Source organism: Sphingomonas sp. R1 (assembly GCF_025960285.1).
Lineage (GTDB): Bacteria > Pseudomonadota > Alphaproteobacteria > Sphingomonadales > Sphingomonadaceae > Sphingomonas.
Window position 1 is genome coordinate 1,230,174 of sequence record NZ_CP110111.1, and the last position, 13,871, is coordinate 1,244,044.

The window sequence follows — 13,871 nt, forward strand, 5'->3', positions numbered from 1 at the left end:
CCCCGCTCGGGCAAGCGCAAAGGGCCGCTCTAGCCGAGCCGGTCCGCCACGCTCCGCCCGGCCGCCAGGATCTCGTCGGACAGGCCCGGCGAGTCCGAGATCCGGCTCAGCAGCAGCGCACCGATCGCCGTGGACCAGACCGCGATCGCCTCGCGGCGCCTTGCGTCGGAATCCTCGCCCGGCATGTGCACGGCGAAGGCGGCGATCTGCTGGTCAATCGCCTCGGTCAGCAGGCGACGGGTGGCGGCGGGTGCGCGCGCCATCTCCGGCCCCAGCGCCGCGAAGACGCAGCCCGCCCCAGGCGCATCGCGGTGATCCGGATGGAGATACCCGCGCACGAACGCCGCCAGATCGGCCGACGGCAGCAGCGGCTCGCGCGCGTTCGATTCGAAAACATCCGCGAGCGCCGCGGTCACCAGATCGTCCTTGCTGGCGAAATGGCGCGGAAAGCCGCCATGGGTCAGCCCCGCCCCCTCCATTACCTCGGCGACGGTGACCCGATCAAATCCCTTTTCGCGGAACAGCTTGGCGGCCGTTCGTACGATCGCCTGGCGGCTTTCCTCTTTCTGCTGACGTGTTCTTGCCATGGATCGGGACTCCTTGCGCCAAAATGTAGATGACAACCATCATCAAAGCAAATAGATGATGATCATCATCTACATGGAAGCGAGTCGCTTCTGCTCAGGAGAATGTTCATGTCCACCGCTCTCATCACCGGCGCCTCCAGCGGCATCGGTGCCGTCTATGCTCGCCGCCTCGCCGCCCGGGGCCATGACCTCGTACTGGTCGCCCGCAACGCCGAGCGGCTGGATGCGCTCGCGAACGAGCTGCGCACAGCGAACGGCATCGCCGTCGAAATCCTGGTGGCCGATCTGACCAAGGCGGACGACCTCGCGGCGGTCAGCGATCGCCTGCGCAGCGGCGCGCCGATTGACCTGCTGATCAACAATGCCGGTGCCGCGCTGCTTGGCGGCGTCGAGACCGCCGACCCCGCCGCAATGGCCGAGTTGATCAGCCTCAACGTCACGGCCCCGACGATGCTGGCAGCGGCGGCCGTGGGCGGGATGGTCGCGCGCGGTTCGGGCGCGATCGTCAACCTCGGCTCGGTCGTATCGCTGATGCCCCAATACTTCCCGGGCATCTATGCGGCGACCAAATCCTATGTGCTGACCCTGTCGCAGGGCCTGGCGGCGGAAGTCGACCCGAAGGGCGTGTACGTCCAGGCGGTGCTGCCCGCCGCCACCCGCACCGAAATCTGGGAACGCGCTGGCGCTGACGTTGACCAGATCCCCAATGTGATGGGCGTCGAGGAACTGGTCGACGCCGCCCTGTCCGGCTTCGACCAGCGCGAGGCCGTGACGATCCCGCCGCTCGGCGACGTGGCGCTGTGGAACGCGCTCGAAACCGCGCGTGCTACCCTGCCGTCGGGCCTGGGTGCCGTCGCCGCCGCCCGCTACGCCCGGCACGGCTGAGCACCTCCCCCGGCAAAGGACAGAACGCTATGAGCAACCAACAACAGGTCGCCATCGTCACCGGCGCCAGCGGCGGAATCGGGCTGGCGATCGCCCGATCGCTGGCAGCCGCCGGCTATCGCGTCTTCGGCACCAGCCGCAAGGCAGGCGCGAGCGGTGCCCCCGGCGTCACCATGCTCCCGTGCGACGTCACCGATACAGCCTCGGTGGCGACGCTGGTGCAGGATGTGTTGCGACAGGCCGGCCGCATCGACCTGCTGATCAACAATGCCGGCGGCGCGCTGATTGCGGCGGCCGAGGAATCCTCGATCGAGCAGGCCAAGGCACTGTTCGACCTCAACTTGTTCGGGATCGTCCGCATGACCAACGCCGTGCTGCCGATCCTGCGCCAGCAGGGCGGCGGCCGCATCATCAACATCAGCTCGGTCGTCGGCTTCCTGCCCAGCCCGTTCGCCGCCTTCTATGCGGCGAGCAAGCACGCCGTCGAAGGCTATTCGGAATCGCTCGACCATGAGGTCCGGCCGTTCGGCATCCGGGTCCTGCTGGTCGAACCGGCATTCACCCGGACGGACATTGACGGGCACGCGGTCCAGCCCGACCAGCCGCTCGATACCTACTCCGCCGCGCGCCAGGCGATGAACGCGGTCTGGACCGGGAGCATTGCCCTGGGAGACGCGCCCGAGATCGTCGCTACCGCCGTGCTCGAGGCGGCACGGGCCCCGCGCCCCCGGCTGCGCACCCCGGCCGGCAAGGCGGCGCGCACGCTCAGCCTGCTCCGCCGCTTCGTCCCCGCCACGGCATTCGACAAGAGCCTGCGCAAGCAGATGCAGCTGCCGGCCTGATCGCTGCGGACACGGCTCACGTTCGCGGCGGACAATGTCGCGCTGCTCAAGGCGGCCGAAATTACCGAGCGCACGTCCGAACTGCTTGCCTAGCGCACGATTCCGGTGAGATGCTCAACGCTGGGCAGATATGCCTATCGCCCGATTATGTGGTGCTGCCCGGCGACAAGGTTGAGACGTTCGTCGCCACCGGGCGCGCCTTCGTCACCGACAGCTATCCGACGTTATAGGCCAATGCGATTACAGCTCGATCATCGCCGACCGGCATTTCAACCGGCTGGTGGCGTTGCTCGCCGATGCCGAGGCCAAGGGCGCGCGGGTGATCAGCCTCGCGCCGGCGGGCGAACCGGCCTATGATCGCGCGGCGCGCAAGATCGCGCCGATTCTGCTGCTGGACGTCGACGACGGGATGACGGTAATGCAGGAAGAGATTTTCGGGCCGATCCTGCCGCTGCGCAGCGTTGCCGATCCCACCGAGGCGACCGCTTATGTCAACGCGCATCCGCGTCCGCGTCCGCTGGCGGCCTATCATGTCGGCGACGATCCCGCGCGCCAGCAGGCCTTTGCCGCCGTTACGGCCTCGGGCGCGCTCGTGATCAACGACATCACGTGCCACGTCTCGATCGACAGCCTGCCCTTTGGCGGCGTGGGGCCGTCCGGCGTGGGCGCCTATCACGGCATCCACGGCTTACGACGCTTCAGCCACGCCAAGCCGGTGGTGGTGCAGAGCCCCGACGGCGCCAGCAACCTGCGGCTGCGCACCCCCTATGCCGACACGCTCGCCATGCTCACCGCGATGCTCAAGGCCTGAACCAACAAGGGCGGCCGCACCGCGCGGCCGCTTCCCGCAAGAGGAGAAGAACGATGAAGATCCTGATGGTACTCACCTCGCACGACGAACTCGGCAACACCGGCAAGAAGACCGGGTTCTGGCTCGAGGAATTCGCCGCGCCCTATTACGCGTTCACCGATGCCGGTGCCGAGGTGGTGCTTGCCTCCCCCGCTGGCGGCCAGCCGCCGCTCGACCCCAAGAGCGACCTGCCCGACTTCCAGACCGAGCTGACCCACCGCTTCAAGGCCGATCCGGCCGCCCAGGCGGTGCTGGCCAACACGGTGAAGCTCGACACCGTCGACCAGGCCGATTTCGACACCGTCTTTTATCCGGGCGGCCATGGCCCGCTGTGGGACTTGGCAGAATCCGAAACCTCGATCCGGCTGATCGAGAGCTTCGAGCGCGCCGGCAAGCCGATCGGCTTCGTTTGCCACGCGCCCGGCGTGCTGCGCCACGTCAAGGCAGCCGATGGCGCGCCGCTGGTTCAGGGCCGCCGCGTCACCGGCTTCACCAATTCCGAGGAAGCCGCCGTCGAACTGACCGACGTGGTGCCCTTCCTGATCGAGGACGAGTTCCAGCAGCTGGGCGCGGCCTATGAGAAGGGCCCCGACTGGGCGCCGTTCCTCGTCACCGACGGCAAGCTGATCACCGGCCAGAACCCGGCCAGCTCCGAAGCGGTCGCCAAGGCGCTGATCGAGCAGTTGCGCTGACAAAAAGGGGGCGGCGCGGACGCCAGTCCACGCCGCCCCGGCACTTCTTTTGGTCAGCGATCGATGCTGCCGCCCGACGCGGTCAACTGGTCGTCGATCGTCGCCTCGCGAGCAATTGCATCGGCGACGTCGCGAAACGCCGTCTGGATTGCTTTCTCATAGTTGGCCAGAATCGCGTCACGCGTCGCCCGGGCATGGCGCAGGTTGCCCAGGTTCCGCCCGGCATCGAAGAGCGGCATCGTCGCCAGAGTCTGTATGACACCACCCCCAAGGGCAAGAGCTCCGGCTCTCACGGCACGCGTTCGGGCTTGAGGTCTCCGTAGAACCAGGAGGCGGTGACCCCGCCGTCCATCAGCACGTCGCTGCCGGTGATGAAAGCCCCATCCGGCCCCATCAGCATCGCGCCCACGGCGCCCACTTCGTCCGGCGTGCCCGCACGACCCACCGGCGAGCCCTGGATCATGCGATTGTAATAGTTCGCGCGCGGCCCGGTCAGCTCGTGACGCGCAAGCGGGGTGATGACGATCCCCGGGCTGATCGCGTTGATCCGCGCACCGCGCTTGCCCCAGCGAGGCGCCTCGCCCTTTACCCGCAGCACATTGGCGCGCTTCGACAGCTGGTAGGCGTGGAGGGTGTCGGTCACCCCCTGCAGCAGCGGCAGGGCGAGCAGGTCCTCGGCGGGCAAGGTCGCCAGCGCGGCATCGTCCTCGGCAGTCAACGCACCCAGGCGATGCCCGGATTGCGAGGCGATCACCACGCCCGATCCGCCTTTGGCAATGACATCGCCAAAGGTCTCGAGCAGCACGGCAGTGCCATAGAGATCGACCTTCAGGATGGCCTCGGCAGTCGCCATCGAGGGAGAGACGCCGGCTGCGTGGATCAGGCCGCTGACCGGGCCCAGTCCCGCCGCCCGCTCCACCAGCGCCGCGATCGACGACCGCGTGCTGATATCGACCACTGCCGGTATGGCATCGAAGCCGGCGTCGAGAAACTGCTCGACTGCGGCATGGGCCGTTTCCTCGTGGACGTCGGCCAGCAGCACCTGCTTGCCTGCGCCGACCCGCCGCGCGATCGCGAGCCCCAACGGCCCCGCACCAACGACTGCGATAACGTCCTTCATAGCGGGAAGTCCTCCTGCATGCCGCGACGCGGCCTTGAACTGCAGCGCTTCTAGGCGAGATACCAGTGCGGAATTAGCCGGCCAAATCGACTTGCGCTTATACCGTGGCTTGATCAATCAGGCCCGCAACAGGCCTGCGGCTGGGTACGGGCAAAGTGGCCGGCCTTTCCTGGACGCGGTCGACGGACCGGTTGCGGAGGGTCAGATGTTCCGGGTGCCGAGCCACGGTACCTTTGCCAGATCGCGGTGGTCGGAAATGCTGCTCTGCGCTTGGTCTAGCCGGGAATCTTTTTCTGAGCGCCGCCGACCAGATCGAAGTGGAAAATGGCGAAGTTCTTTCCCATCCGCTCGTTTCGAACTGGATTGGGCATCGCGACGATGCCGCGATCGGCAGATTGAGGCTGTAAGCGACAGGCAATTGGCCGCTAAACTCTGCTTGAACCTATTGCCCGGCTAATCGAGGAGAGCGGAACCTTCCCCCGGCCGTAGCGGTCAGTTCGCGGCGTCCCTGCTGGCTTTTCTGTATGGATTGGTTGCGGGGGCAGATTTGGTCGCTGCGAAACGCGCTTTCCTCTCCGGAGCCAGTCGGGGCGCGATCGTGGCCACACGTCCGTACTCAAAAGTCGGCCGCTAGCTGCAGACAGCCCCTTCAAATCACAAGGCTCGGTAGCGAAATTGCCGGAAAGCAACCTCGCCATCGCCAGAAGCGAATAACGCGGGCCTCAAGCTTAGCAGATCATCCATGGTGTTGGCAGTATAGCCTTCGACTTGGCTGCGCACCTCATGCCGGGACCAATTATTTTCATCAAGGCTGTAATATTGGGTCACAATCTGATGATCGTTGACGATGCGCAGGTGCATTTTACGCGCCGGTGGTGCAGGTTCCTGCCAATAGGATGCCTTGCCGCCCCGGTAGCTGACCATCCGGCTTCCATCGACGCCCATGCCCAAGAACAGCCGGTTGTTAAAGAAGAGCAGCAGACCGCCCTCGCTCGCGCCGCGCAGCTCCAGTTCCACGCTGATCTCGAACGCGCGGTCACCCACCTGCTGCGTCAGCACCGATCCGTCCTGCGGGCCCTTGCCCTGCGCCTTCAAGATCACCGCGCCGGGCTCGAACCGAAGGCGGTTCGGCGCGTCTGGTGCGCTTGCATAGAGGCTCCAGAGGCGCCCCATGTCCGCCTTGGCGAAGTCCGAAGAGCGGGCGATGCCATGCGGCACCGCCGTGCCGCCGGGCTTGCGCAGCGGCTGCGACAAGTCTCCGCCGGCGGCGCGGAACCAACCGTCGGCGGTCCATTCGATCGGCTCGAGCAGCGTCTGGCGACCCAGCGTCAGATAGTCCTTCTCGAACCCATGATAGACCATGAACCATTGCCCGTTCGGGCCCTCGACGCACGTGGCGTGCCCACGCGACCACCAGCGTTCGTCCCCGGATCGGGTGCGGACAATCGGGTTGTGCGGGCAGTTTTCCCAAGGACCATGGATGGACCTGGAGCGCGCCGCGACCACCATGTGCCCAGTCGCAGGGCCGGCGGTACCACCCACCGCGTTCACCAGGTAGAAATAGTCCCCCCGCCGGAACAGCTTGGGTCCTTCCGGCGAATAGGCCTCGGTGATCCAGTCGTCTGGATAGCGCCAGGCGGTGTAGGCATCCTCGATCGGCCCGGCTGTCGAAAGGCCGTCCGGCGACAGCCGCACGCGCTTCCCTCCGTTGAAGAACAGGTAGCGATGCCCGTCCTCGCCGACGACATGGCCGGGATCGATCAGCCCGCCGATCCCCATGTCGATCGGCTCGCTCCACGGCCCCGCTATCGAATCGGCATAGATAACAAAGATGTTCGCAAAGCTCTTGAGATCATTCGACCAGGGCGCACGCATGAACGGAACGTAGATGAAATAGCGGCCGCCATGCTTGGCGATATCGACGGCAAAGCCGGTACCCAGCGGCTTGGCAAGCGCGGGGGCGAGCGGGCGCCAGTTCACCAGATCCCGGGAATGCCAGATCAGCAGCCCCGGCGCCGAATCAAAAGAGGAGTGGGTAAGGTAATATTCGTCGCCGTCCTTCAGCACGGACGGATCCGGATAATCACCCGACAGCACGGGGTTGAGATAGCGCCCGTCGCCCAGATCGGCCTTGCGCTGCCCTTCGATGCCGCGTGCCCACTGCGCGTGCGGCTGTCCGCACGCGTCTTCCCGCGGAGGCTTGGCGCCAGATGCCGGCGCGGTGTCCTGCGCCTGGGCGCGCACGCTCCCCAGCACCATGGAAAGCGCGGAAACCTTTAGAAGATCGCGGCGGCTGTTCATGCGTGGCTCCTGACAAGATACGTGCTGGAGTATCGGCCGCTCAAACCATGTTCTGCTGGGCAATCTTCCCCAACACGAACGCGCTCGGTTTTGGGGTGCGCCGGAAGCTGGTGCGATCGACTTCCACCAGCCCGAAGCGGGCCCGCTCGTCGCCGCCCCATTCGTAATTGTCGAGCAGCGACCAATGGATGTAGCCGAGTATGGGTACCCCCTCCGCCATGGCGGCGCGCAAGTGCGCCAGTGCGGCAGGGATCAGGCTCGCGCGCTGGCGATCGTCGGTGGTTGACACGCCGTGCTCGGTCACCAGGATCGGGACCTTGGTCTCGGCATGCACATAGCGCACGGCATTGGCCAGCGAGGCGGGATAGATCTCGCTGCCGGCGACATTGGTCGGCACCCCCTTGGGTGTCGGCAGCCTTCCCTTGGCGTCCCACACGGCGCGTTCATAGTTCTGCACGCCGACATACTCGTCGCCCTGCGCACTGCGTAGCCAGGCGCCGTAGACCCGCTCGCGATGCACGTCACGCATGCTGTCCGGGCCCACCGCCTGATCGTCGACTAGTGCCAGCGTGACACCCACCGGCAGGTTCGGGCGCAGCGCCTTGATCGCCTGCCGGCCCAACCGATGCGCCGCGAGCATGTTGCGCGTCGTCGCCTCGACATCCTCCGGCAGCACCGTGTTGCCGACCGCGAACTTCGCGGTCCCGCTGGCCTTGGCGCAGGCCGCGAGGCTCGCCCGGAGTGCGCCGAAGAACGGCGGCGGCAGCACTGTCTGCAGAAGCGGCCCGCCATTCGGCTCGTTGAAGGTGGTGCAATAGCGGATGCCGTCGCCCAGATGCCGGATCGCCCGTTCGCAATAGCGGGCAAACAGTGCCGGTGCACCACCGTCGGTCCAGCCGCCACGCGCCGCGAACCAGCGCGGCGTGGTGAAGTGGCAGAGCGTCACCACCGGCGCCAGCCCGCGCGCGAGGCAGCCGTCGATCATTGCCTTGTAATGGTCGAGCATCGCGATCGAGAATTCGCCGGGCACCGGCTCGATCCGCGGCCACTCGATCGAGAAGCGGTAGGTGTTCAGGCCCAGCCGCCGTACGAGGTCGAGGTCCTCACGCCACAGCGCGAAGCTGTTGCACGCATCGCCCGAGGGCGTGGCCGGCAGGCGCGGCGCGGTGGTTTCCAGCAGCCACTGGTCGGCGTTGACGTTGTTGCCCTCGACCTGATGCCCGGCGGTTGCGGCGCCCCAGAGGAATCCCTTGGGAAAGGCCTTGCCGGTCCCTTCCGCCGCTGCCGCCATCGGGCGGACCGCCGCGACGCCTGCCGCGGAGGCGGCCAGCAGTTGCCGGCGGTTCAAGCGCGCCATCACAGGATCTCCGAGCATCATTTCGCCCGGCCCGTCAGACCCGTGACATCAAGCCACAGAAGGAACTGATCGAGCCAGCGCGCCGTAGCGGTGCCGGGCTTGCCCGCGCCGAAACCGTGCCCGCCATCGGCGAACAGGTGAAACTCCAGCGGTCGCTTGGCCGCGCGATAGGCCTCGACCAGCGGCAGCCCCTGCTCGCGGTTCAGCAGGAAGTCGTCGGCGGCGACGGCCACGAACATCGGCGGCGCATCGGCCGGCACCTGCATCGACCCCATGTTGGGGTAGATCGGTGCGACGAAGTCCGGACGTTCGGCACCGCCCTTCTCGACCAGGGTGCGCGCGAGGAACCCGCCGGCGGAGAAGCCCATAAAGCCTACTCGGTGCGGATCGATGCCGTAGTCGCCGGCATGCGCGCGGACAAAGCGCAGCGCGGCGATGCCGTCGGCCAGCGCTTCGGGGGGCGTGTCGGCGGGCGGGGCGAAGACGGCCTTCTGGCCCTGGATCATCTTGGTCAGTTCGGCCAGAAACAGCTTCTGGTCGGCCGGCGTCGGCAGCGTGCGATATTTCAGCACGAAGGCGGTGATGCCGTGGCTGGCGAGGCGCTTGGCGACGTCCCAGCCCTCCTTGTCCATCTCGAGCCCCAGAAAGGCGCCGCCGGGTGCCACGATCACTGCGGTGCCACTGGCCTTGCCGCTCGCCCGGAAGACGGTGAGCGAGGGGTGGGTGACGTTGCGGACCGCCAGCAGACCGGCGCTACGATGCCAAACCTCCCGATCGGGCTGGTCCGGCGCGGGAAGCGGGATCGCGTCGGGCTGCTTGGGCGCAGCTTCCGCAACGGCGGCAATTTCGGACTGCCCATGGGCGACGGGCGTCAGCATGACCGTCGTCAGCAGCCCTGCCAACAGGATGGAAATACGCATCGGGAGCCCCTTGATGTCCGGAGGGAGCGGCCGGGCCGCCCCCTCGCTTTCGCTCAGAAGTCGAAGCCGAGCCGCAGACCGATCGTGCGGACGGAGTCGTAGCTGAAGCGCTGGTTGAGCGTCAGCACCGGTGGGCCCTGGACCGGGTTTGCGTCGCCGCCATCGGATCCGATCGAGATGGGGCGGATCTCGTTCGTGCAGTTCTTGCAGAAGATGCCCGCCGACCAATGCTTGGCCTTCAGCCCGAGGCGCAGGTCGAACGTATCCCAGGTGGGAATGAAGAAGGGCGCACCGATGGCCGAGGACTGGGGCGAGCGATGATAATAGCCGATGCCGAACTGGGCATCGAGCTTCTCGGTCAGCGGTTGGCTGTAGTCGGCGCCCAGCGTGGCGGTGAACTTCGCCGATAGCGGGAGCTGGTATCCCGCCGCGTTGAACGTGCCGACATAGCCGGGGGCGTCCGAGCGCAGATCGGCACGGCAACCGTTGCTGGTCTGGCCCGTATAGCATTGCGCGCCGGGAAAATCGTCGAACTTGGCGTCGACATAGGATGCCGAGCCCGAGAGGGTGAGCCGCGTGGTGGGCCGCGCCTGGAACGAGACGTCGACGCCCTGGGTCGTTGCCGTCGCCGCGTTGCTCAGCACGAAGGTGCGTAGCGACGTGATCCAAGACTGGACCTGGAGATCGCTAAACCGCGTGTAGAAGGCCGACACCGAGTAGGTGATCCGGCCATCGGCGAGCCTGCCCTTGATGCCGATTTCCCCGCCACGCGAAATCTCGGGCTTCACCGCCAGTTTGGCGCCGGGCGCGGGCGAGGTGTTGGAGAAGCCAGGCCCCTTATAGCCCTGGCCATAGAAGCCGTAGAGCATGGTGGAGGGCGTTACCTGCCAGTCGGCGCCCACCTTGAAGCTGAAGTTGGTCGCGTCGGTGGACTCGACGCTACGATTGTTCGGCACGCCCAGCGTCACGAAATACTTGCCGACATTCTCGAGCAGGTCGATCGAACCCTTGTCATAGGTAACGCGACCGCCTGCATTGAGCTTCAGCGTGTCGGTGACATGGTAGCTCAACTGGCCAAATCCGGCATAGCTGTTCTGCTTGAGATTGTACTTATAATCCTGGCCGAGGAAGCTGGCATTGCTGACCGGGCAGGCGGCCGGCGGCGCGCCGAGCTGGGTGGCGCCGACGCAGAACGGGAAGGTCGGCAACAGGAAGCCGGGGAAGCCGTTATTGCCGCCTCGCGCGCCCACCACCGAGCCCACCGATCGGTAATAATAGAGGCCGAACTGGCCCGACACCCTATTGCCTTCAGGGAGCGCAAGCCGCAGCTCCTGCGACAGCTGGTTGTAGACCTGCCGGCTATAGTTGGTGTTGAAGAAATTGGTCGGCGTGTTGTCTGAATCGAACTGGTAGGAAACCACCGCGTTCTTCCAGGCCGTGATGCTGGACAGCTCCATCCCGTTCGGCAGCGAATAACTGATGTTGGCCTGCAGGCCGCCCGTATCCGCATCGCGGTAGTTCGGCGCGTCGGCACTGTATCGGAGGTTATCTGCACCCGCAGGAAGCCCCGCACCGGTATAGGCGCTACCGGCACCGAACTGGCGGAAGGTGATATCATACCGGCCGGAAATGCCGCGCTGCCGATTATATTCGCCGATGATGTAAATGGAGAGCGCGTCGGTCGGCTCGAACAGGAATTTGCCGCGCAGGCCCAGGTTGCGCAGGCCGAAGTCGTTGCGCACGGCGCTGTTGACCGTCGGGTAGGTCACCGAATCCTGGCCGCTGTAGATGGCGTTGAGGCGCAAGGCGCTGTTGCTGCCGATCGGCAGGTTCAGCGTCGAACGGACTTGGATGCCCTGCCCCTCCTTCACCGGACGGTCGCGCTGCACCGCCTCCACATCGCCGGAGACGCTGGTCTGCCCCAGCACCGGCCGGTTGGTGGTGATGTTGACGAGGCCGGCAGAGGCGTTCTTGCCGAACAGCAGCCCCTGCGGCCCGTTCAGCACCTCGACGCGCGACACATCGTAAAAGGCGTTGGCGGCAAACTCCTTGTTGCCGATCACCACGTCGTCGAGCACCTGCGAAACGCTCGCTTCGACGGTGGTCGCGAAGGTGCCGGTGCCGACGCCGCGCACCGCGAACGTATTATCCTGTGCCACCTGCAGGCTGGGAGCGAGCTTGGTGACCGCGGTCAGGTCGTTTGCGCCGCGCTGGGCTAATTCCTCTGCACCGACCACCGTGACGCTCAGCGGCACCTTCAGCACATTCTCGCTGCGGCGCTGCGCGGTGACGATGATCTCGCCCACCGCGCTGTCGTCCTGCGCCGCCGGTGCTTGTGTCTCCGGCGCGACGGTCTGGGCCAGCGCGGCGATCGGGGTCATGCCGGCGAGCACGGTGCTCGCCAGCAGAATCTTCTGTACCTTCATGAACTCTCCTCCCCACCGCTGGTGGTTGGTTGCCTCACCGGCCGGGCGCCCGTTCTCATGCGGTCCGCTCCGGCCTCTTGCGCCGAGAGTGGGTGCTTGGTGGAAGCTACCCTGGGGCTCGGCACCCCGGTTACAGGGACAGTCAGTCCTCCAAGATCGTGTTGGCGGGGGCGTCGTCCACTGCAGCTGCCATCGCGACCTGCTTGGTGTCGCTATTGATCGACGGGAAGGGCAGGTAAGAGACGCGCAGTTGCTCGGTGAGCGAAAGCGCGTGTTCGCCCGCCGGAAAGCCGCCGGCATGATCGACCAGGATCGTCGCGGTGGCGCCGAACGGCCAGCGCCGGTCGTAAGCGGCTTCCATCTCGTCGAGGGTGAGCGGACCCGGTCCCTCGTCGAACCGCACCGCCTCGCGCGGCAGCAGATTGCCGTCGATCGACACGTCGAGCTTCTCGATCATCGACAGGCCGATGCCCCGATAGTAGCCGAGCTTGGCCTCGAAGGCGAAGCCCGTCGGCGCATCGGCAGGCCCGGTGTTGCGCAGGGTTTCGGCCTGGATCAGATATTTATCGAACATCAGGCGGGTTCCTTCTCGGCGCCGAGCGCGGCTTCGGCCTGCGCGATCAGGCGATCGAACATCACGTGCTGGCGGCGGACCTGTTCGCGGCTGTCCACGGCCATTACGTCCTGGATCCAGCGGTTGCCTTCATATTCGCTGGACAGCGTGCCTTCCCAACCGCACTGCACCAGCGCCGGGATCACCTCGTCATAGGCGATGGCCGGGTCGGTATAGTCCTCGCGCATCTCGTAGAACTTGGCCTGGATGTGCCGGAAATACGGGGCATAATCCTTGAGCCGCTTAGGATTGGCATAAGGCGCGTGGCGCAGCGTCTCGGCCATCGCGATCTCGGCCTTGTTGCCGCCCCGCTTCACCGCGACTTCGTAGATCGTGTATTCGGCCATCACCTTTTCCTCGTGGTGGTCGACGATGAACTGGGTGATCTCCGGCCGCGCGCCCTGACGCTCGAAGCGGGCGCGGAAGGCGGGCGGATAGTGCTTCATGAAGATGCCCATGTCGGGCAGGATGCCGAGATGCCGCGTGTTCAGCCGATCCGCGACCTCTATCGTGCGCAGGATCCAGGCATGTTCGAGATGCCAGGGCGCATGGACCTCCACGCCCATGTGAACGTCCAGCTCCTCGGCATACGGAACGCAAGCCTCGAGGATGTCGGGGCGCACGAACACCAGCACGCGCATGTTCCGGATGCCCAGCCGGTTGCACAGCATGAGATCGCGCCGGATGCTGGCGACTTGCTCCTCATCGGAGAGCAACTCGCCCTTGCGGAGCTTGGTATCGAGGAACATGTCGTAGCAGGTGAAATGCGCACCGTGCCTGGCGAGCAGGTCCTGCCAGCGGGCAACTTCCGCATCATCGATGTTCGGGAAGGTTGGCATGTTCTGCTCTGGCAGGATCTCGATGCCCCGTGCACCGAGCGACACGGCGTGGGCGACGGCGTCCTCCACCGTCATCTGGCCGAGGAACATCTCTTCCTGGTAGCTGTAGAGGCTCACGCCCCGCTGGATTTTGGACACGATGGCTCCGTGGATTACAGGCGGCACAGGGCGACGCCCTGCGCCATGGCGAGGGCCCAAGCGCGCGGATCGGCTTGGACGGGTATCTGGGCCGTCGCCGGATGAACGGTCGCGACGGGCGGAGTCTGGACACGCAGGGTCGTGTGAAGCACTTCGAAGCTCCTCTCACTGCCGAGCGGCTATTGGGTCCATGCTAGAACATGCCTGCCGCTTCTTGCCCAATGTGTATGCGCCGATTACCAAATCCCAAAAATCGATTGTTTTGATGGATAACTATCCAAAAACTTGATTGGCAACGCTT

General features: G+C 65.8%; 13 protein-coding genes. 4 read left to right on the plus strand and 9 right to left on the minus strand.

Translation table 11 applies throughout. From position 1 onward, the window contains the following. Positions 1-29: 29 nt before the first annotated feature. Positions 30-587, minus strand: coding sequence for a TetR/AcrR family transcriptional regulator (locus OIM94_RS05870; RefSeq protein WP_264609163.1), 558 nt, complete (start codon positions 585-587; stop codon positions 30-32). Positions 588-695: 108 nt separating this feature from the next. Between OIM94_RS05870 and OIM94_RS05875 the strand changes: the two genes are divergently transcribed. The 4 genes from OIM94_RS05875 (at position 696) to OIM94_RS05890 (ending at position 3,856) form a co-directional block, all read left to right on the plus strand. Further along, on the plus strand, positions 696-1,472 hold the full coding sequence (locus tag OIM94_RS05875) for an SDR family NAD(P)-dependent oxidoreductase (protein ID WP_264609164.1): 777 nt from the start codon (positions 696-698) through the stop codon (positions 1,470-1,472). A 29-nt stretch (positions 1,473-1,501) separates the two neighbouring features. Further along, the gene (locus OIM94_RS05880) at positions 1,502-2,314 is read left to right on the plus strand and encodes an oxidoreductase (protein ID WP_264609165.1); all 813 of its coding nucleotides are present in this window, start codon (positions 1,502-1,504) and stop codon (positions 2,312-2,314) included. Between the two features lie 280 nt (positions 2,315-2,594). After that, complete coding sequence (locus OIM94_RS05885; RefSeq protein ID WP_264609166.1) at positions 2,595-3,125, plus strand: aldehyde dehydrogenase family protein; 531 nt, start codon at positions 2,595-2,597, stop codon at positions 3,123-3,125. A 53-nt stretch (positions 3,126-3,178) separates the two neighbouring features. After that, the gene (locus OIM94_RS05890; RefSeq protein ID WP_264609167.1) at positions 3,179-3,856 is read left to right on the plus strand and encodes a type 1 glutamine amidotransferase domain-containing protein; all 678 of its coding nucleotides are present in this window, start codon (positions 3,179-3,181) and stop codon (positions 3,854-3,856) included. 53 nt (positions 3,857-3,909) lie between these two features. Here the strand turns inward: OIM94_RS05890 and OIM94_RS05895 are convergent, their stop codons facing one another. The 8 genes from OIM94_RS05895 to OIM94_RS05930 form a co-directional block, all read right to left on the minus strand. Next, positions 3,910-4,095, minus strand: coding sequence for a hypothetical protein (locus tag OIM94_RS05895; protein ID WP_413716381.1), 186 nt, complete (start codon positions 4,093-4,095; stop codon positions 3,910-3,912). A gap of 50 nt (positions 4,096-4,145) precedes the next feature. Further along, positions 4,146-4,976 carry an SDR family oxidoreductase gene (locus tag OIM94_RS05900; RefSeq protein WP_264609168.1) on the minus strand — a complete coding sequence of 277 codons (831 nt, stop codon included), beginning with the start codon at positions 4,974-4,976 and terminating at the stop codon, positions 4,146-4,148. Between the two features lie 654 nt (positions 4,977-5,630). Continuing rightward, positions 5,631-7,277: a family 43 glycosylhydrolase gene (locus OIM94_RS05905; protein WP_264609169.1), complete on the minus strand. Its 1,647-nt coding sequence runs from the start codon at positions 7,275-7,277 to the stop codon at positions 5,631-5,633. 40 nt (positions 7,278-7,317) lie between these two features. After that, positions 7,318-8,634 (minus strand): glycoside hydrolase family 1 protein, encoded by a 1,317-nt coding sequence (locus OIM94_RS05910; protein ID WP_264609170.1) that lies wholly within the window; start codon positions 8,632-8,634, stop codon positions 7,318-7,320. A 17-nt stretch (positions 8,635-8,651) separates the two neighbouring features. After that, a complete protein-coding gene (locus OIM94_RS05915) occupies positions 8,652-9,554 on the minus strand; it encodes an alpha/beta hydrolase (RefSeq protein WP_264609171.1) in 903 nt (300 codons plus the stop codon). Positions 9,555-9,607: 53 nt separating this feature from the next. Continuing rightward, the gene (locus tag OIM94_RS05920; protein WP_264609172.1) at positions 9,608-11,980 is read right to left on the minus strand and encodes a TonB-dependent receptor; all 2,373 of its coding nucleotides are present in this window, start codon (positions 11,978-11,980) and stop codon (positions 9,608-9,610) included. A gap of 142 nt (positions 11,981-12,122) precedes the next feature. After that, the gene (locus OIM94_RS05925) at positions 12,123-12,554 is read right to left on the minus strand and encodes a DUF6379 domain-containing protein (protein ID WP_264609173.1); all 432 of its coding nucleotides are present in this window, start codon (positions 12,552-12,554) and stop codon (positions 12,123-12,125) included. Beyond that, the gene (locus OIM94_RS05930) at positions 12,554-13,570 is read right to left on the minus strand and encodes a sugar phosphate isomerase/epimerase family protein (protein ID WP_264609174.1); all 1,017 of its coding nucleotides are present in this window, start codon (positions 13,568-13,570) and stop codon (positions 12,554-12,556) included. The genes OIM94_RS05925 and OIM94_RS05930 overlap by 1 nt, the downstream gene beginning before the upstream one ends. Positions 13,571-13,871 lie beyond the last annotated feature (301 nt).